The organism is Pseudomonas parafulva (assembly GCF_002021815.1).
Classification (GTDB): domain Bacteria; phylum Pseudomonadota; class Gammaproteobacteria; order Pseudomonadales; family Pseudomonadaceae; genus Aquipseudomonas; species Aquipseudomonas parafulva_B.
In genome coordinates this window covers 522,718-541,876 of record NZ_CP019952.1, presented here as the reverse complement: position 1 = coordinate 541,876, position 19,159 = coordinate 522,718, and the positions used below count along the sequence as shown (strand labels likewise).

17 protein-coding genes and 1 pseudogene are annotated in these 19,159 nt (G+C 63.4%); 2 read left to right on the top strand and 16 right to left on the bottom strand.

Features of this window, described 5'->3' with window-relative positions; all coding sequences use genetic code 11:
- Window positions 1-6: 6 nt before the first annotated feature.
- From B2J77_RS21805 to B2J77_RS02255, 13 genes and pseudogenes are all read right to left on the bottom strand, one after another.
- A complete protein-coding gene (locus B2J77_RS21805; RefSeq protein ID WP_416231921.1) occupies window positions 7-711 on the bottom strand; it encodes a methyl-accepting chemotaxis protein in 705 nt (234 codons plus the stop codon).
- Window positions 712-912: 201 nt separating this feature from the next.
- Window positions 913-1,125 (bottom strand): annotated as a pseudogene (locus B2J77_RS21800) (methyl-accepting chemotaxis protein); the annotation flags it as partial.
- 1,003 nt (window positions 1,126-2,128) lie between these two features.
- The gene (locus B2J77_RS02305) at window positions 2,129-3,421 is read right to left on the bottom strand and encodes an adenylosuccinate synthase (RefSeq protein ID WP_058637990.1); all 1,293 of its coding nucleotides are present in this window, start codon (window positions 3,419-3,421) and stop codon (window positions 2,129-2,131) included.
- A 56-nt stretch (window positions 3,422-3,477) separates the two neighbouring features.
- Entirely contained in the window at window positions 3,478-4,665 is a 1,188-nt protein-coding gene (locus B2J77_RS02300; RefSeq protein ID WP_023532898.1) for an ATP phosphoribosyltransferase regulatory subunit, read from the bottom strand.
- Between the two features lie 287 nt (window positions 4,666-4,952).
- A complete protein-coding gene (gene hflC, locus B2J77_RS02295) occupies window positions 4,953-5,822 on the bottom strand; it encodes a protease modulator HflC (RefSeq protein WP_058605819.1) in 870 nt (289 codons plus the stop codon).
- The gene (gene hflK / locus B2J77_RS02290) at window positions 5,822-7,000 is read right to left on the bottom strand and encodes an FtsH protease activity modulator HflK (protein ID WP_058637989.1); all 1,179 of its coding nucleotides are present in this window, start codon (window positions 6,998-7,000) and stop codon (window positions 5,822-5,824) included. The genes hflC and hflK overlap by 1 nt, the downstream gene beginning before the upstream one ends.
- A gap of 96 nt (window positions 7,001-7,096) precedes the next feature.
- A complete protein-coding gene (gene hflX, locus B2J77_RS02285; protein ID WP_058605817.1) occupies window positions 7,097-8,398 on the bottom strand; it encodes a ribosome rescue GTPase HflX in 1,302 nt (433 codons plus the stop codon).
- Window positions 8,399-8,410: 12 nt separating this feature from the next.
- Window positions 8,411-8,671: an RNA chaperone Hfq gene (gene hfq, locus B2J77_RS02280; RefSeq protein ID WP_015272006.1), complete on the bottom strand. Its 261-nt coding sequence runs from the start codon at window positions 8,669-8,671 to the stop codon at window positions 8,411-8,413.
- 94 nt (window positions 8,672-8,765) lie between these two features.
- Window positions 8,766-9,737: a tRNA (adenosine(37)-N6)-dimethylallyltransferase MiaA gene (gene miaA, locus B2J77_RS02275; protein ID WP_078477909.1), complete on the bottom strand. Its 972-nt coding sequence runs from the start codon at window positions 9,735-9,737 to the stop codon at window positions 8,766-8,768.
- A 1-nt stretch (window position 9,738) separates the two neighbouring features.
- Window positions 9,739-11,628, bottom strand: a complete 1,890-nt coding sequence (mutL, locus tag B2J77_RS02270; protein WP_078477908.1) for a DNA mismatch repair endonuclease MutL — start codon at window positions 11,626-11,628, stop codon at window positions 9,739-9,741.
- Complete coding sequence (locus B2J77_RS02265) at window positions 11,625-13,055, bottom strand: N-acetylmuramoyl-L-alanine amidase (RefSeq protein WP_058605814.1); 1,431 nt, start codon at window positions 13,053-13,055, stop codon at window positions 11,625-11,627. The genes mutL and B2J77_RS02265 overlap by 4 nt, the downstream gene beginning before the upstream one ends.
- 2 nt (window positions 13,056-13,057) lie before the next feature.
- Entirely contained in the window at window positions 13,058-13,540 is a 483-nt protein-coding gene (tsaE, locus tag B2J77_RS02260; RefSeq protein WP_058605813.1) for a tRNA (adenosine(37)-N6)-threonylcarbamoyltransferase complex ATPase subunit type 1 TsaE, read from the bottom strand.
- Window positions 13,528-14,388 carry an NAD(P)H-hydrate dehydratase gene (locus tag B2J77_RS02255; RefSeq protein WP_078477907.1) on the bottom strand — a complete coding sequence of 287 codons (861 nt, stop codon included), beginning with the start codon at window positions 14,386-14,388 and terminating at the stop codon, window positions 13,528-13,530. The genes tsaE and B2J77_RS02255 overlap by 13 nt, the downstream gene beginning before the upstream one ends.
- 64 nt (window positions 14,389-14,452) lie before the next feature.
- On the opposite strand from B2J77_RS02255, the gene queG reads away from it, so the two are divergent.
- Window positions 14,453-15,517 carry a tRNA epoxyqueuosine(34) reductase QueG gene (queG, locus tag B2J77_RS02250; RefSeq protein ID WP_058637985.1) on the top strand — a complete coding sequence of 355 codons (1,065 nt, stop codon included), beginning with the start codon at window positions 14,453-14,455 and terminating at the stop codon, window positions 15,515-15,517.
- Between the two features lie 98 nt (window positions 15,518-15,615).
- Here the strand turns inward: queG and B2J77_RS02245 are convergent, their stop codons facing one another.
- Window positions 15,616-16,227 carry a trimeric intracellular cation channel family protein gene (locus tag B2J77_RS02245; protein ID WP_023532953.1) on the bottom strand — a complete coding sequence of 204 codons (612 nt, stop codon included), beginning with the start codon at window positions 16,225-16,227 and terminating at the stop codon, window positions 15,616-15,618.
- 112 nt (window positions 16,228-16,339) lie between these two features.
- Window positions 16,340-16,882 carry an oligoribonuclease gene (gene orn, locus B2J77_RS02240; protein ID WP_027913960.1) on the bottom strand — a complete coding sequence of 181 codons (543 nt, stop codon included), beginning with the start codon at window positions 16,880-16,882 and terminating at the stop codon, window positions 16,340-16,342.
- A gap of 139 nt (window positions 16,883-17,021) precedes the next feature.
- Here orn and rsgA point away from each other — a divergent pair, with 139 nt between their 5' ends.
- Window positions 17,022-18,053, top strand: a complete 1,032-nt coding sequence (gene rsgA, locus B2J77_RS02235; RefSeq protein ID WP_058637984.1) for a small ribosomal subunit biogenesis GTPase RsgA — start codon at window positions 17,022-17,024, stop codon at window positions 18,051-18,053.
- Between the two features lie 80 nt (window positions 18,054-18,133).
- On the opposite strand, the gene motB is transcribed toward rsgA, so the two are convergent.
- Entirely contained in the window at window positions 18,134-19,156 is a 1,023-nt protein-coding gene (gene motB, locus B2J77_RS02230) for a flagellar motor protein MotB (RefSeq protein ID WP_078477906.1), read from the bottom strand.
- Between the last annotated feature and the right edge of the window lie 3 nt (window positions 19,157-19,159).

Here is a 19,159-nt window from a genome sequence, read left to right as displayed (position 1 = left end):
AACGCATCAAGCCCGGAACTGGCCTAGACTCGCCCGAAGCTGCGCCGCCAGATCGTCCAGTACCTTGCTGCTTGCCGTGGTCTGCATCACCACTTCGGCTGAACGCTCGGCCTGGGTATGTATGTTCTGCACCCTGCCGCGCACCGCTTGCGCGCCGTTGGCTTGCTGTTCGGCGGCACGGGTAGCCAGGCCTATCGCCGCATGCACCTGCTCGACGGCAGCCTGTACCGACTGCTGGCGACGCTCGTTGTCACGCAGCACCAGCAGCCCTTCGCTGGCCTTTGTACCCGCCTGACTGATCGTGGCTACCGCCTCCTTCGCCCCTGCCTGCAGTGCGGCAATATGCGCCTGGATATCACCGGTGGAGCGTTGCGTCTTGCTCGCCAACGCCCTCACTTCGTCCGCCACTACGGCGAAGCCACGCCCCGTCTCACCGGCACGGGCGGCTTCGATGGCGGCATTGAGGGCCAGCAGGTTGGTCTGCTCGGCAATGCCGTGGATGACCGTCAGCACCACCTCGATCTGCTCGCTTTGCTTGGCCAGGCGCTCGATGACCTGGGAGCCTGCATCCACCTGCCCAGCCAGGTTTTCGATCAGCGCGGCCAGTTGCGTCGAGGTGCGACTGTTTTCGTCGGTGGCCTGGCGGATGTCCACCACTTGCTGCAAGGCGGCCTGCATGGCGTAGCTCTCGGCCTGGGCTTCTTCAGCCATGCTCGACAGGTCGCTCAGGCTGGCCGCCACTTCATCACGTTGCAACGCAGCGGCGGCATCGGCGCCGGCGTTGCGCTGGGCCATGGCGTCGATTTCCACACCGGTGCGCTGGGCCACGTCACCGGCTTCGCGCACGATAGGTTGCAGCTTGTCGACGAAGCGGTTGACTGCAGAGGCCATGTCGCCAATCTCGTCGCAGCTGTCCAGCCGTACCCGCTTGGTCAGGTCGCCTTCGCCCGCCGCCAGGTCATCGAGCGCCGCGATCAACAGGCGCAACTTGCTCACTACACGCCGGCCCAGCACCACGGCCACCACCAACAGCACGCCCAACCCTACCAGCACCAGGCCCAGGCCGATGCGCCAACGCAATTCAGCCGCCGCATCGCGCACGGTTTGCGCTGTATTGTTCTGCATGGCCGCGGCGCTGCCTTGCGCAGCCTCAAGGCGTTCACGCAGGGTCTTGCCACTGTCGGCAGCCGCCCCTACCAGGCTGTCGCCAACCAGCCGTTCGCTGCTGGTGATCAAGGCTGCGAAACGCTGATCCAGCGCGGCCAGTTGCTGATCGATACCGGCGGTTGACACACCCAGCAGAACCTTGCCGATTTCCGCCCCGTTTGGGTTGATCGACGCTTCGACCATGTACACGGCAGGGTCACGGCGGGCGGCCTCGATCACCTTGTCCAGCGCTCGCTCCCCTTGGCCTTTCTTGAGCAATGCCTGGTTGATCGGGTTCTGTCGGTTCAGGTAGCGGGTCAGGTGCTGGCCTTCTGCATCGTCATAAATCACGAACAGAACGTTGGGATTGCGCTGCGCCCGTCGGGCGAAATCCGATAGCACCGGCACATCCTTGTCCCAGATGGCGCGCGGCGCCACCGAGGCCAGCAACTCTGCCATGTCGTTTGCGGACTCCTTCAGCGTGCCTTCGAGAGTTTCGCGCAGTTGCTGCTGCTCGGCCTGCAGGCGCGTCGAGAGCCCTGCACTCAAGCGTTGGCGCGTGCTGGCAGACAGGCCATCGAGGCCTGCGCGCACCTCCTGGCCGGCTTGCTCCAGATCGGTCGTGAGTTGCTGGCTGTCATGCCCCAGGCGTTCGGCCAGTTCGCGCTCAAGGGCCGAAACGGTGCTTCGTGTCAGGGCAACGGCCACCAGCACTTGCACCAAAAGGGCGATACCCAAGGCCACAAAAACAGGCCGCAACAGGCGGCTTCGTAACAGCGAAAGGATGGCAGACACGGTGAAACCCTCGTGTTTTCTGGCGCCATTACTTTGATGGCATCGACAGACACTTCTTACAGCAAGGGTTATGCCGGTAGCAGCGGGGATAAACGCCAAGTCCAAGCAATGCGCGTTTCATACCCACAATGAAAAACGCCGCGGCCCCTGTTCAGGGCCACGGCGTCAGATCAGCCTGCAGGGCAGATCAGGCGAACGGATGACGCAGCACGATGGTCTCGTTGCGGTCCGGGCCGGTGGAGATGATGTCGATCGGAGCGCCGATCAGCTCCTCGATACGGGTGATGTAGGCACGCGCATTGGCAGGCAGCGCTTCCAGGGTCTTGGCACCCAAGGTCGACTCGCTCCAGCCCGGCAGTGTTTCGTACACAGGCTGCAGGCCGATGTAGCTGTCGGCATCGGTCGGGGCTTCGATCACTTCGCCATTGGCATCCTTGTAACCTACACAGATGTTGATGGTCTCCAGGCCGTCCAGCACGTCGAGCTTGGTCAGGCAGATGCCCGAGATGCTGTTGACGTCGATGGCGCGGCGCAGGATGACGGCATCGAACCAGCCGCAACGACGGGCACGCCCGGTCGTGGAGCCAAACTCATGGCCACGCTTGGCCAGGGTGGCGCCCGTGTCATCGAACAGCTCGGTCGGGAACGGGCCCGAACCTACGCGGGTGGTGTAGGCCTTGGTGATGCCCAGGATGTAGTCCAGGTACATCGGGCCCACGCCGGAACCGGTCGAGATACCGCCAGCGGTGGTGTTGGAGCTGGTGACGTACGGGTAGGTACCGTGGTCGATGTCCAGCAGCGAGCCTTGCGCGCCTTCGAACATGATGTCCTTGCCGGCACGACGCAGTTTGTGCAGCTCGGCAGTGACGTCGAGCATCATCGGCTTGAGCTGTTCGGCATAGGCCATGCACTCGTCCAGCGTCTGCTGGAAGTCGATGGCAGGCTCTTTGTAGTAATTGACCAGCTGGAAGTTGTGGTAGTCCAGCAGCTCGCCCAGCTTGGCGGCAAAACGCTCGCGGTGGAACAGATCGCCCACGCGCAGGCCACGGCGGGCGACCTTGTCTTCGTACGCTGGGCCGATACCACGGCCGGTGGTGCCGATCTTGGCTTCGCCACGGGCTTTTTCACGGGCCTGGTCCAGCGCGACGTGGTACGACAGGATCAGCGGCGCAGCCGGGGAAATGCGCAGGCGCTCGCGCACCGGTACGCCCTTCTCTTCCAGCTTGGTGATCTCGCGCATCAGCGCATCGGGTGCAACGACCACACCGTTGCCGATCAGGCATTGCACGCCTTCACGCAGGATGCCGGATGGAATCAGGTGCAGAACGGTCTTTTCACCGTTGATCACCAGGGTGTGGCCCGCGTTGTGGCCACCCTGGTAGCGCACGACGGCGGCAGCATGTTCGGTCAGCAGATCGACGATCTTGCCTTTGCCCTCATCACCCCACTGGGTGCCCAGGACGACGACATTCTTACCCATTACATTGGTCCTCATTCACGCAAACTTGGTTGCCGGCCTGTTGCCGACGCAGAAACTCACTGGGCCAGCGGCAGAACCTGCCAGCGCCCGTCTTGCTGAATCAATTGACGATCACAATCCGCTTCAAGGGCAGCACTCAGCGGCTGACCAGGCAGGGCCTGGACCACACGCTGGCCCTCGTTGCGCAACTGGCAGACATGCTGCCATAGGGCCGCATCGCCACTGTCCGGCATCCAGATGCCGCCCGTGGGCAGTACGACCTCCGCTCGCCCCAGTGTGACCAGGGTCTTCAAATCCGTGGAGAAACCGGTAGCCGGGCGCGCCCGGCCAAAGTCGGCGCCGATGTCGTCATAGCGTCCGCCCTGGGCAATCGACTGCCCTTCACCTGGCACGAACACCGCAAACACCACGCCCGTGTGGTAGTTGTAACCGCGCAGTTCACCCAGGTCGAAGTACAACGGCAACTGCGGATAACGAGCGGCCAACCGGTCGGCGATGGCCAGCAAATCGTCCAGGGCCGCCAGCACGCTGGCAGGTGCACGACCCAGGCGTACGCGGGCCTCGGCCAGAACTTCCCTGCCGCCGCACAGCTCGACCAGGGCTCGCAGCATGTTGCCCACATCCTTTGGCAAGTCGGCCGTCAGCGCCTGCACTTCGTCGACCGCCTTGCGCTGCAGGGCGTCGAACAGCTGCTGCTCGACCGCGCCCGACAGGCCGGCGGCCCGAGCCAGGCCACGGTAGATGCCCACATGGCCCAGGTCCATGTGAACATCAGGCACATCGGCCAACTGCAGTGTGGCGAGCATCAGGCTGATGACTTCCACATCGCTGGTGGGGCTGGCATCGCCATACAGTTCGGCACCCAGCTGGATAGGGCTGCGCGAGGTAGACAAAGCACGCGGCTGGGCATGCAGCACACTGCCGGCGTAACACAACCGGCTTGGGCCTTCACGGCGCAGGGTATGGGCGTCGATGCGCGCGACCTGCGGCGTGAAGTCGGCACGAAAGCCCATCAAGCGGCCGGACTGCGGGTCCACTACCTTGAAGGTACGCTGATCCAGGTCCTGGCCAGCGCCGGTAAGCAGCGACTCCAGGTACTCGATATGCGGGGTGACGACCAGTTCGTAACCCCAACTCTGGAACAGGTCCAACACCTGGCGACGCGCGATCTCGATGCGCGCGGCCTCAGGTGGCAGTACTTCCTCGATGCCATCTGGCAGCAGCCAGCGGTCTACCGTTGCCATTACGCCTTTTCCCCTCTGGTCCGGGCGGCCGCCAGCAAGCCGGCCGTCAGTAAAGCAGGTATCGCGCACAGCAACGGGCAGCACTGATCCCAGCGCAGCCACCGTACCCGATACCCTCGAATTGCCTTGCAAACGTGTCAAAGGCGAACCGACACCAAGCCGATCAACCTTGCAGACGCAAAAAAGCCGGGAAATTTCCCGGCTGATTCATCATACACCCCTTTTGATTCGGGATGCACCCTGCCTGGCGTTTTAGCTGCCAGGCGGGGCGCCTGCCTGAATTCGCCTCAGGGCTTGCTCTTGTCCATGAAGCGGAAGAACTCGTTCTTCGGATCCAGGACCAGCACGTCGCTCTTGCTGGAGAAGCTCTCGCGGTAGGCTTGCAAGCTACGGTAGAACGCGTAGAAATCAGCGTCCTGCGTGTAGGCCTTGGCGTAGATAGCCGCCGCCTGGGCATCACCCTCACCGCGGGTCTGTTCAGATTCGCGATAGGCCTCGGCCAGTAGCACACGGCGCTGGCGATCGGCGTCGGCACGAATACCTTCGGCCAGCTCATTACCCTTGGCCCGGTGCTCGCGCGCCTCGCGCTCACGCTCGGTGCTCATGCGATCGAACACACTGCGGTTGACTTCCTTGGGCAGGTCGATGGCCTTGACGCGGACGTCGATGACCTCGATACCCAGCTCCTTGTTGGCCATGCGGTTCAGCGAAGCGGTGATGTCGGCCATCAACGCGTCACGCTCACCGGACACCACTTCGTGCAGGGTGCGCTTACCGAACTGGTCACGCAGGCCGCTTTCCAGACGACGGGACAGACGCTCATCAGCGATCTGCTTCATGCCGGAAGTGGCCGTATAGAAGCGCTCGGCATCCTTGACGCGCCATTTGGCATAGGCGTCGACCATCACCGCTTTCTTCTCCAGGGTCAGGAACCGCTGGGTAGGGGCGTCGAGGGTCATCAGGCGGGCGTCGAACTTGCGTACCTGGTTCACGTACGGCACTTTCACGTGCAGCCCTGGCTGGACATCGGCCTGAACCACCTTGCCGAAGCGCAGCAATACTGCCCGCTCGGTCTGGGCCACGATGTAGAAGCTGTTCCAGGCCACGATGGCCAGAACCACGGCGGCGATCAGGGCGATCAGCGATCGGTTGCTCATCAGCGGCTCTCCCTAGTGCGCAGCGGCTGCTGTTGCTGTTGCGTGTCCTGCGCCGAGCGCGCGGCGGCAGCGTCGTTGGCCGACGATACACCGCTCGCAGGTGCGGACGAGTTGCGGCTGCCTTCGACCATCTTGTCCAGTGGCAGGTAGAGCAGGTTGTTCTGCCCATCCTTGGTTGCCACCATGACCTTGCTCGAATTGCTGTACACCGCCTGCATGGTTTCCAGGTACAAGCGCTCGCGGGTCACATCAGGTGCCTTGCGGTACTCGGTGACCAGCTTGGTGAAGCGGTCGGCCTCACCCTTGGCCCGGGCAATGACTTCATCGCGGTAACCGTTGGCGTCTTCGATGATGCGCTGGGCCTGACCACGGGCTTCGGGCACCACGCCATTGGCGTAGGACTCGGCCTGGTTGCGGGCACGCTGCTCGTCTTCGCGCGCCCGGATCACGTCATCGAAGGCTTCCTGCACTTCACGCGGGGCTGCCGCGCTCTGCACGTTGACCTGGGTAACGGTAATGCCGGTGCGGTAGTTGTCGAGGAAACGCTGCAGACGTTCGCGGATGTCCACGGCCATCTGTTCACGACCTTCGGTCAATACCTGGTCCATGGACGTAGAGCCCACCACGTGACGCAGGGCGCTGTCGGTCGCATGCTGCAGGCTGACCTCAGGCTGGTCGACGTTGAGCACGAAGTCCTGCAGGTTGCTGATCTTGTACTGGACGGTCAGCGGTACCTCGACGATGTTCTCGTCTTCGGTCAGCATCTGGCCCTGCTTGGTGTAGGCCCGCTCGCGCGTGACGTTTTCCATGTACTTGCGATCGATCGGCGGGAAGTAGATGTTCAGGCCGGGACCGACCGTCTCATAGTACTTGCCGAAGCGCAGCACAACGGCCTGCTCCTGCTCGTCGACGACATACACGGCGCTGTACAGCCAGATGGCCGCCAGCACTGCCAGGCCGATGGCCAGCAGCCCGAGGCCGCCGCCTTTGCCGACATTGCGGTCACCGCCACCCCGTTTCTTGCCACCACCGAACATGCCGTTGAGGCTGTCCTGCAGTTTGCGGAAGGCCTCGTCCAGATCCGGCGGACCTTTTTTGTCGCCGCCACCACCGCCACCGCGGCGGCCGCCCCAGGGATCCTGATTGTTCGAGTTGCCACCCGGCTCGTTCCAAGCCATAGCGCTCTCCATCTGATAAAGCAAAGACGCGCCCACGGCGCGCCGTCCAATGCTACAGAATGCCTGTCACTGCTGCCCGACGACCTCGTAGGGCATTTATTGCAAAGTGTGTTGCTCGACAAACACTTGCGGCTCCATGCCTTCACGGCTGACCAGGCGATTGAGTTCTACCCTGGGCAGACGCACGCTCAGCAGGCTGCGCCCTTCTTCATCATGCGCTTCACTCTGCACCGCGCCCAGGTCAAAGAATTGCGCGCGCAGGCGGGCAAAACGTTGCTCCAGGCACAAGGTGCCGACAAACAGATCATCACCCAGCAGCTCGGCAATAGCCTGGCCAACCAACTCCAGGCCACGCCCGTCACGTGCCGAAACCCAGACCCGCTCAGGCTTGCCGTCGGCATTGCGCTGGATCTGCGGCTCGACCTCTTCGAGCAGGTCGAGTTTGTTATACACCTCGAGGATCGGCAAGCCTTCGGCGCCAATCTCGCCCAACACGGCCAGCACCTGCTCGATTTGCTCCATGCGCTCAGGCTCATGGGCATCGATCACGTGCAGCAGCAGGTCGGAGTTGCTCGACTCCTCGAGCGTAGCCCGAAACGCCTCGACCAGCTTGTGCGGCAGGTGGCGAATGAAGCCCACGGTATCGGCCAGCACGATAGGCCCCAGGTCGTTGAGCTCAAGCCGACGCAGCGTCGGGTCGAGGGTTGCGAACAACTGGTCGGCGGCGTACACCTCGGACTGGGTCAGGGCGTTGAACAACGTGGACTTGCCGGCGTTGGTGTAGCCCACCAGCGAGACCGACGGAATGTCCGCGCGCTTGCGCCCGCGACGCGCCTGTTCGCGCTGGCTGCGTACTTTCTCGAGGCGGGACTTGATCTGCCGGATGCGTACGCGCAGCAGGCGACGGTCGGTTTCGAGCTGGGTTTCACCCGGCCCCCGCAGGCCAATACCCCCTTTTTGTCGCTCAAGGTGGGTCCAACCGCGTACCAGCCGCGTACTCATGTGCTCAAGCTGGGCCAGTTCGACCTGCAGCTTGCCTTCGTGGGTACGTGCCCGTTGGGCGAAGATATCCAGAATCAGCCCGGTCCTGTCGAGCACACGGCACTCGAACACGCGTTCGAGGTTGCGTTCCTGACTGGGCGTGAGGGTGTGATTGAAAATCACCAGGTCTACCTGCTCGGCATGGACACGGTCGTGCAACTCCTCGACTTTGCCACTGCCAATCAGGTACTTGGCCGAGGGCTGATGCCTCGAGACCGTTACCAGCGAGACGATGTCGGCACCGGCCGACAACGCGAGTTCCTGAAACTCCTGCGGGTCTTCGCGCGCCTCAGGGTTCTGACCTTCCAAGTGAACGAGCAACGCGCGTTCACCACCACCGTGGCGCTCAAAGAACAATGCAGGCTCCTATCAGGCGTTGCCTGGCTCGCTGTCGCCGTGATCGGAATCGGACGGGCTTGGCAGACGAACCGGGCGGGCAGGTACAACAGTGGAAATGGCGTGCTTGTAGACCATCTGGCTGACGGTGTTCTTCAGCAGCACCACGAACTGGTCGAACGACTCAATCGAGCCTTGCAGCTTGATGCCGTTTACCAGGTAGATCGAAACCGGAACCTTTTCTTTTCTCAAGGTATTCAGGTAAGGGTCTTGTAGCGAATGCCCTTTTGACATATGCCGCACTCCTGTAAGGATAAATAATTGGAAAATCTGAAAAAACGATAAGTAAGGCCGGCTTTCACAAGGATAGACGGCAATCAGCAGGGACTCAGCTCAATATGGAGACGGCCCCAAGGTATTTCAAGGTGCGGGACAGATTGTCGCAGGCCAGGCTGTCGAGCCAATGCACGTCTGGCCAGCCACGCAGCCAGGTGAATTGCCGCTTGGCCAACTGCCTGGTCGCGATGATACCGCGTTCACGCATCTCATTCTCAGTCAGCTGGCCGTCCAGGTAATCCCAGACCTGCCGATAGCCCACTGCCCGTATAGACGGCAGTCCGGCGTGCAAGTCACTTCTGGCTCGCAGCAATCGGACCTCGTCGACAAAGCCCTGTTCCAACATCTGTGAAAATCGTAACGCAATTCGCTGATGCAGAATGTGACGATCTGTAGGCGCAATCGCAAGACTGGCGACAGTATAGGGCAAATGACCGCAGGCGCTTGCGTCTGCACCGCTACTTTCAGCCAATTGACGCTGTCGATGGGCCGTCATGCTTTGCCCGCTGACCCGGTACACCTCCAGTGCCCGGATCAACCGTTGCGGATCGTTGGGATGGATGCGCGCGGCCGACTCCGGATCGACCTCAGCCAATTGCTGGTGCAGCGCCTCCAGGCCCTCGACTTCGGCCAGGGCCTCGAGCTCGGCCCTGACCTGGGCATCGGCCGCCGGCATGTCGGCCAGCCCCTCGGTCAACGCCTTGTAATAGAGCATGGTCCCGCCCACCAGCAATGGGATATTGCCGCGGGCGGTGATCTGGGCCATCACGCGCAAGGCGTCGGCACGAAACTGCGCAGCCGAGTAAGCGTCGGCCGGGTCGCGGATGTCGATCAGGTGGTGCGGATGGGCAGCCAGCACAGCCTTGGAAGGCTTTGCCGAACCGATGTCCATGCCCCGATAGACCAGGGCGGAATCGACGCTCACCAGCTCGCAAGGCAAGACCTTGCTCAGCTCGATGGCGAGGTCGGTCTTGCCCGATGCCGTCGGGCCCATCAGAAATATTGCAGGGGGCTTGCCACTCATTTCATCGACCGCGCAGGAATAGTTTGTCCAGATCATCCAGGCCCATCTGGGTCCAGGTGGGACGGCCATGGTTGCACTGGCCGCTGCGCTCGGTGTTTTCCATGTCGCGCAGCAAGGCGTTCATTTCCGGGATCGCCAGACGCCGATTGGCACGCACGGCACCGTGACAGGCCATGGTGCCGAGCAATTCGTTCAGGTGTGCCTGGATACGGTCGCTGGTGCCGTACTCCATGAGGTCCGCCAGCACATCCTGTACCAGGCGGTTGGCTTCAGCCTGCTTGAGCAACGCAGGAATCTGGCGAATCGCCAGGGTTTCCGGGCCAAGGCGCTGCAACTCGAAGCCCAGGCGCTGGAACCAGGCGGCGTGTTCTTCGGCGCAATCGGCCTCGCGCTGGCTCAGGGCGAGCGTTTCGGGCACCAGCAATGGCTGACCGCTAAGACCCTCGCTGGCCATGGCCACCTTCAGCCGCTCGTACATGATCCGTTCATGGGCGGCATGCATGTCGACGAGCACCAGGCCTGCGGCGTTCTCGGCCAGGATGTAGATGCCCTTGAGCTGGGCCAACGCGAAGCCAAGCGGGGGGATGTCGCCCTGGCTTTCCGGCAGCGCGGCGGCGCCTTCGCTCAAGGGCTTGTAGAACTCGCGATAGACCGCCTGGGCCTCGGCAGCCGGCAATGGCGGCGACGGCCTGGGTGTGTATTGATACTGGTAACCCGCGCCACTGCCACTGCCGGCAACGGGAGACGGCGCAGCACGCGGTTGCTCGAGCACGGCCGCAGCCAGGCGCATTTCGCCCTGGGGCCCGAACTCGCCTGCCTGCTGCCCCGTCGGGCGGGTCGCCTCAGGCAAAGCAGCCGGGGCAGCCAACTGGTCTTCGGGACGCACATCGGCCAGGGCACGGTGCAAGGTGCCGTACAGAAAGTCGTGGACGCTGCGTCCCTCACGGAAGCGCACTTCGTGCTTGGTCGGGTGAACATTGACGTCCACGCCGTTGGGCTCAAGCTCAAGAAACAGGACGAAGGTGGGGTGACGGCCGTTGAACAGCACGTCCCGATAAGCCTGGCGTACGGCATGGGCCACCAGCTTGTCGCGCACCGCGCGCCCGTTCACGAAGAAGTACTGCAAGTCTGCCTGGCTACGCGAGTAGGTCGGCAACCCGACCCACCCCCATAGACGCAGGCCGTTGCGCTCCACGTCGATGGGCAGGGCCTGCTCCATGAAACCCGGACCGCAGATGGCGCCCACCCGCCGGGCACGGTCGGCTTCCTCGCGTGCCTCGTGCAAGCTCAGAATGCTCTTGCCGTTGTGCCGCAGATGGAAGGCCACGTCGAACCGGGCCAGTGCCAGGCGTCGGATCACTTCCTGCAAGTGGTCGAATTCGGTTTTCTCGGCCTTGAGAAACTTGCGCCGCGCCGGCGTGTTGAAAAACAGGTCGCGCACTTCCACGGACGTGCCGACGGGGTGCGCAGCAGGCTGCACCCGCGCGGTCATCTCGCGCCCTTCGGTTTCCACCTGCCAGGCTTCGCTGGCGTTGGCCGTGCGCGAGGTCAGGGTCAGCCGGGCGACCGAACTGATCGAGGCCAAGGCTTCACCGCGAAATCCCAGGCTCAGGACGCCTTCGAGATCTTCGAGCTCGCGGATCTTGCTGGTGGCATGGCGCTCCAGCGCCAGCGGCAGATCGTCAGCAGAGATGCCGCTGCCATCGTCGCGCACCTTCAGCAGCTTGATGCCACCCTGCTCGACGTCGACGTCGATTCGGCGAGCACCGGAGTCAAGACTGTTTTCCAACAGCTCCTTGGCAACCGATGCCGGCCGTTCCACCACCTCGCCAGCCGCAATCTGGTTGGCCAGCCGCGGGCTGAGCAGCTGGATACGTGAGCCGCCGCTCATTGTGAAGCCAACGTGGTGGCAGGAATGTCCAGGCGCTGGCCGACCTTCAGCTCATCGGTCTTTAGGCTATTGGTGCTGCGCAGGCTGGTGACGCTGACCTGATAGCGCACCGCAAGCATGGCCAGGGTTTCGCCGGGCCGCACCGTATGTTCACGCGGGCCCTGGGCGATCTTGCCGCTGTCGCGCAGCCACGCCACGTAAGTGCCTGGCGGTGGGTTCTGCTGGAAGTACTGGCGAACCCCGGTGTGAATGGAGCGCGCCAATGCCTGCTGGTGGCTGCGTGTGGCCAGCTTGGCGGCTTCTGCATTGTTCGAGATGAAGCCGGTCTCTACCAGGATCGAGGGAATGTCCGGGGACTTGAGCACCATGAAGCCGGCCTGTTCCACGCGCTGCTTGTGCAGCGAGGTGATACGCCCCATGTTGCCCAGCACCTTCTGACCGACGTTGAGGCTGGAGCTGAGCGTGGCCGTCATCGACAGGTCGAGCAGCACCCCGGCCAGCATGCGGTCCTTGTCATCGAGGCTGACATTGCCGGCACCGCCGATCAGGTCAGAGCGGTTTTCCGTATCGGCCAGCCAGCGTGCGGTCTCGGAGGTGGCACCGCGGTCGGACAAGGCGAACACCGAGGCGCCGAAGGCAGCGCGCGACGGGGCAGCATCGGCGTGGATGGAGATGAACAGGTCGGCGCCTTTCTTGCGGGCGATCTCGGTGCGCTTGCGCAACGGGATGAAGTAGTCGCCGGTGCGCGTCAGCTCGGCGCGAAAGCCCTTCTCGCTGTTGATCTGGCGCTGCAGTTCGCGGGCGATCTGCAGGACGATGTCTTTTTCATGCTGCCCGCTGGAGCCCGAAGCGCCTGGATCCTCGCCACCGTGACCGGCATCGATGGCCACCACGATATCGCGCTTGCCACTGGGCACCGGTGGCAGCTTGATGGCTGGCTGGGTTGGCGTGACGGGCACCGCTGGCGTGGTGGCTGGCGTTTGCACCGGTGGCGGCGCAGGCGGTGGGGCACTGGCGGCAATGGCGTCCGCCTCCTGATCGTACAGGTCGACCACCAGGCGATTGCCGTATTGCGCGTTAGGCGCCAGGGTGAAGCTCTTGGGCGTGACCGATTTCTTCAGGTCCACGACCACCCGCAGGTCGGTCGGCGTGCGCTGGGCCGAGCGCACGCTGCTGATCGGCGTATTGGACGTCGCCACCTTCAAGGGTGCGCCCAGGGTTGCGCCGTTGATGTCGATGACCAGCCGATCGGGTGCGCTCAATGTGAAGACACTGTGCTGCACAGGGCCAGACAGGTCGAAGACCAGCCGGGTGTTGTCCGGCGCACGCCACAGGCGCACGCTCTTGACTTGAGTGACGGCCAGAGCCTCAACGGTCACCGTTGTCAGCAAAAGCCCAACGATGGCGACCAGTGCGCGTATGCGCATACCTACCCCGCTTGCTGTTTATAGTATTCGGCCAGTGCCACGCACCAGGCGTCGCCGCGAGCCCCCTGCGGCGAAAGTACAAGCGAGCGTCCGCTCGCCTGGGGGCTTATGGTAATGGTCAGGTCAGGCTTTGGCAAAACGCCCGCACCCTTTTGTGGCCACTCGAACAGGCACAGTGGATCACCCTCGAAATAGTCACGAATGCCCATGAACTCAAGCTCCTCTGGATCGACCAGCCGATAGAGGTCGAAGTGAAAAGCTCGGACATCACCAATCTCGTAGGGTTCTACCACGGTAAACGTAGGGCTTTTCACTGCACCCGTATGGCCCAACCCACGAATAAGGCCGCGAGACAGGGTTGTCTTGCCAGCGCCGAGGTCGCCTTCCAGGAAGATGATCCCGCGCCCACCGGTCACACCGGCCAGTTGGCCGCCAAAGGCAACCATGGCCGCTTCATCGGCCAGAAACAGGTTTAAGCCAGACACGCTGAATGCTCCTCCAACAACGCACGAATCACAGGTATCAGATCACTGGCCGCCAACCCCCGGCCGCCGCTACCCAGGCGCTCGCCAGCACAGGCATGCAGCCAGACGCCCAGGCCTGCGGCGTCCCAGGCGCCAAGCCCCTGGGCCAGCAGCGCGCCGCACACACCACTGAGCACATCTCCAAGGCCTGCGCCCGCCATGGCTGGATGGCCACGGTCGCAGCGCGCCAACCGCCCTTCGGGGTCGGCGACCAAGGTACCTGCGCCTTTGAGCACGCACACACTGTTGTGGCGGCGTGCCAGCTTGCGCGCTGCACCCGGGCGGTCCGCCTGCACCGCTTCGGTGGAAATACCCAGCAGCCGTGCAGCTTCGCCTGGGTGCGGGGTCAGGATACTGCCACTGGGCAGCGCAAGGGGCGAGGCTGCCAGCAGGTTCAGGGCATCGGCATCCCAAACCTGCGCGCCCTCGGCGTTGGCCACAGCGGACAGCAGGCTGCGCCCCCATGCCGCCTGCCCCAGGCCAGGCCCCACGACCGCCACCGAAGCGCGGCCCAGCACGGTCATCAACTGGTTGGCCGACTGCACGCCCAGGCACATGGTTTCGGGCATGCGAGTCAGCCCGGCGGCCACGTGCTCCGGCCGCGTGGCTACGCTCACCAGCCCCGCGCCGCAGCGCAACGCGGCCTCGGCGCTGAGCAGGACGGAGCCGCCGGTGCCAAGGTCGCCGCCGACCACCAGCACATGGCCGAAGTCACCTTTATGGGCCTGAGCAGGGCGTGGCGGCAGGCGGGCAACGGTCAGGCTGCTCAGCACTGTGGGGGCGTGTACGGGGTTACTGGTCTGTTGCATGGGGTCAAAAGCTCCAATGTCTGGCAGAATTATACGCACCTCTGCCCGTATTGCTTGCCCATCCATGTCCGCCTTCACTCCTGACCTCGACGCACTGGCCCATAACATCAAGCTGTGGGGCCAGGAACTGGGCTTTGCCCACGTCGGCATCGCCGGTATCGACCTGGGCGAACACGAGCATCACCTGCAGCGCTGGCTGGACGCCGGTTATCAGGGGGAGATGGAATACCTGGGGGCACACGGCAGCAAGCGCGCCCACCCAGAGCAGCTGATTCCAGGCACCGTGCGCGTCGTCTCGCTGCGCATGGACTATCTGCCCGGCGACACGCAAATGGCGCAGCGCCTGGCCCAACCGGAAAAGGCCTACGTATCCCGCTATGCCTTGGGCAGGGACTACCACAAGCTGGTGCGCAAGCGTGTGCAGTCGCTGGCCGACCGCATCCAGCAGGCCATCGGCCCCTTTGGCTACCGAGCCTTCGTCGACAGCGCGCCGGTGCTGGAAAAGGCGCTGGCCGAACAAGCCGGGCTTGGCTGGATCGGCAAGAACACCCTGTTGCTCAACCGCAAGGCCGGCAGCTACTTCTTTCTGGCTGAACTGTTCGTCGACCTGCCCCTGCCAGTGGACCAGGCCACCACCAGCGAGCATTGCGGCCGCTGCACGGCTTGCCTGGACATCTGCCCAACCCAGGCATTCGTCGGCCCGTACGTGCTCGATGCCCGCCGCTGCATCTCCTACCTGACCATCGAGCTCAAGGGGCCGATCCCGGTGCAGTTGCGCTCGATGATGGGCAACCGGGTGTTCGGCTGCGATGACTGCCAGATCGTCTGCCCCTGGAACCGCTTCGCCAAGCCCACCCGCGAGCAGGACTTCCAGCCCCGCCACGGCCTGGAGAATGCGGAACTGGCGCAGATGTTTCTGTGGGATGAGCCTACTTTCCTGCGCAAGACCGAAGGCGGACCTCTGCGCCGTGCCGGTTATGAGCGCTGGCTGCGCAACCTGGCCGTCGGCCTGGGCAACGCCCCCTCCACGATCCCGGTCATCGAAGCCCTCAAGGCGCGGCGCGACGATGCCTCGCCACTGGTGAGGGAACACGTGGAATGGGCGCTTGCCCGGCACGGGGTGGCATGACCCTCTAGGGGAGGTCGCGATAGGCCGCATAGCGGCCTCTGCACCTTTGCGGTGTAGCACAAAGCCAGGGCCCGCTAGCCTGGTGCGGGCGCCCAACCTCACTGCTGGTCATTGTAATGAAACTTGGGCATCTCCCAGTGAAAGCGGATAGCCAGCAACCGCACCAGAAAGCCACCGAACAAGGTCAGCAGCATGGCTTGCTCTGCGGGCACCTTGAAGTAGTCGCAGCCCAGGTAGAACCAGGCCGCAGCGAACGACACGCTCGCGTAAAGCTCCCGGCGGAACACAAGCGGAATGTCATTGCAGAAGATATCCCGCAAAATCCCGCCGAAGACCCCCGTGATCACACCGCTGATGGACGCCACCAGCATGCCCTGCCCCATCTCCAGCGCGGTCATGCAACCAATGAGGGTAAAGGCCACCAGCCCCAAGGCGTCGAGTACCAGAAACAGGGAGCGCAGGCGGCGCATCATCGGCGCGATGAAAATGGTCAACAGCGCCGCACAGCTGGTCAGCACCAGGTATTCCGGGTGCTTGACCCAGGTCAGCGGGTAGTGCCCCAACAGCACGTCACGCACCGAGCCACCGCCCAATGCGGTCACGCATGCGATCAGCACCACCCCGAACCAGTCCATGCCACGACGGCCGGCAGACAGCGCACCGGTCATCGCTTCGGCGGTGATGGCGATCAGATAAAGCATCAGCAACATGAGCAAGACCCACACCGATCACCCGCTCAAGCGACCATCAGCGTACGGCCCCGGGCAGAAGTGCCGGGGGCCGTGCGCCAATGGCCGCGTGAAGCGCGTGAGCTGCGTTTTTTTAGAATTTGATGAAGTGTTCGCGGTAGTGGCGCAGCTCGGCGATGGATTCGCGAATGTCGTCCAGCGCCAGGTGCGTATTGCCCTTGCTGAAGCTGTCTCGCACTTCGGGGGCCCAGCGCGCTGCCAGTTCCTTGAGGGTGGAGACGTCGAGATTGCGGTAGTGGAAGTAATTTTCCAGCTGACGCATGTGCCGGTACAGGAATCGACGGTCCTGGCAGATGCTGTTCCCGCAGATTGGCGATTTGCCTTTAGGTACCCACTGCTCGAGGAAGGCGATGGTCTGGGCCTCGGCCTGGGCCATGCTCACCTGGCTCTCGCGCACACGCTGGGTCAGGCCGGAGGCGCCGTGGGTGCGGGTGTTCCAGTCGTCCATGCGCGCCAGCACTTCATCACTGTGGTGGATGGCGATGACCGGGCCCTCGGCCAGCGTATTGAGGTCGCTGTCGGTGACAATGGTGGCCATCTCGATGATGACATCGCTGTCCGGATCCAGCCCGGTCATCTCCAGGTCGATCCAGATCAGGTTCTGTGGGTTTTGCATGCAGGCACTCCTCCGATGGAGGCCTATATTAGCGCAGTGCACCCCCACGAACCAAAGTGAAGCGGACAGCGTTCAGGCCCGGCATGCTAGACTGCCAGTCGTTTTCTACGCCCCGCACGGGGCCTTCTACGGAGCGTTCATGGCCAAACGCCAGCTCAACCGTCGCCAGAACTGGCGTATCGAAAAGATTCAGAACGAGCGCGCTGCACGTGCGGCAAAGCGCGAGCAGCATGCCTTGCAGGAACTGGAAGGCGGCGACCTTGGGCCCGAGCAGCTGGGGCTGGTGATCGCGCACTTCGGTGTACAAGTTGAAGTCGAAGCCCAGGATGGCGACACCGCAGGCCAGGTGTTTCGCTGCCACCTGCGCGCCAACCTTCCTGCGTTGGTCACTGGCGACCGCGTGGTCTGGCGTGCCGGCAACCAGGGGATCGGCGTCATCGTTGCGCAGATGCCCCGTGCAACCGAACTGTGCCGGCCCAACAACCATGGCCAGCTCAAGCCAGTGGCGGCCAATGTCGACCTTATCGTCATCGTTTTCGCACCGGCGCCGGAACCGCACCCCAACCTCATCGACCGCTACCTGGTGGCCGCCGAGCATGCCGGCCTGCGGCCCCTGTTGCTGCTGAACAAGGCTGACCTGGTCAATGACGAGAACGGGCCAGGCCTGCAAGCACTCCTGGACGTCTATCGTGAGCTGGGCTACCCGCTGCTGGAAGTGTCGGCGCATCAAGGGGATGGCATGCAGCGCCTGCAGCAGTCACTGGATGGACACATCAGCGTCTTCGTCGGTCAGTCGGGGGTGGGCAAGTCGTCGCTGGTCAACAGCCTGCTGCCACAGGCCGGTACCCGGGTCGGTGACCTGTCGGAATGGTCAGGCCAGGGCACCCATACCACCACCACCGCCCGCCTGTACCACTTCCCCAACGGGGGCGACCTGATCGACTCGCCGGGCATCCGTGAGTTCGGCCTGGGGCATGTCAGCCGCACCGATGTGGAAGAGGGCTTTATCGAGTTCCGCGACCTGTTCGGCACCTGCCGCTTCCGCGACTGCAAACATGATCGCGAGCCTGGGTGCGCGCTGCTCAAGGCCCTGGAAGACGGGCGAATCAAGCCACAGCGGATGAACAGCTACCGCTCGATCATCGCCAGCCTGCCGGAAGAAACCTACTGATCAACCCTGCATGCCCAATGCAGGCGGGGTGCCTTGTCCGCCCCGGCAGTGACCGGCAGCCCAACGGGGCTGCCAAGCCCTTACTGTTCCTTGGTCTCATCCATCTTCAACGTGCCGTCCTCGAAGATGTTGAGCTTCTGGCGCAACTCACGTGGTTGCATGGGCGTATGGTCATCGGCCGCCGAGGGTGCCGGTGCAGTCGTTGAAGGTGGCTGCGCCCCGGTAGGGGCTTGCGCCGGCGGTGGCGCGGCGCCCTGCTCGCCTTCGATATCACGCTGGGCCTTCTTGGTCAGCACGATGATGTCGATCCGACGGTTTACCGGGTTGAACGGGTTCTTGCGATCGAACAGCGACGAAGACGCATACCCCACCACCCGTGCCACCTGGCCATCTGGATAACCCCCTGCCACCAGGGCCCGCCGCGCAGCGTTGGCACGGTTGGCCGACAGCTCCCAGTTGCCGAACTCGCCAGCGCCTGCGTACGGCTTGGCATCGGTATGGCCACTGACGCTGATCTTGTTGGGCACGGTCTTGATGGTATCGGCCATGGCCAGCAGGATGTCCTCGAAATAGGGCTGCAAGCGTGCACTGCCGATGTCGAACATGGGCCGGTTCTCGGCGTCCATGATCTGGATGCGCAGGCCGTCCTGGGTGATCTCGAACAGGATCTGGTCCTTGAACTTCTGCAGCTGCGGGTTCTCCTCCACCTTGTTCTGCAACTCCTGCAGCAGCAGCTCGAGGCGCTCGCGCTCGACCTGCTCGGCCATGGTTTCCACCTGGTCCTTGTTCAGTTCGATGCTGGTGTCTGGGGTCGGCTCCGATTTCACCTCGGGGTTGATGGTCTTCTCCGGCGCCAGCTCGGGCGAGCCGCCCAGGTCGATGACGTAGGGTGTACCACTCTCGGAGAAGCCGATCGGGTCCTTGAAGTACCCGGCGATGGCGATCTTCTGCTCAGGGGTTGCGGTCGACAGCAACCACAGCACCAGAAAGAACGCCATCATGGCCGTGGCGAAGTCGGCAAAGGCGATCTTCCAGGCGCCACCGTGGTGGCCGCCGCCAAAGCGCTTTACGCGCTTGACGATGATGGGCTGATTGTTCTCCATGAC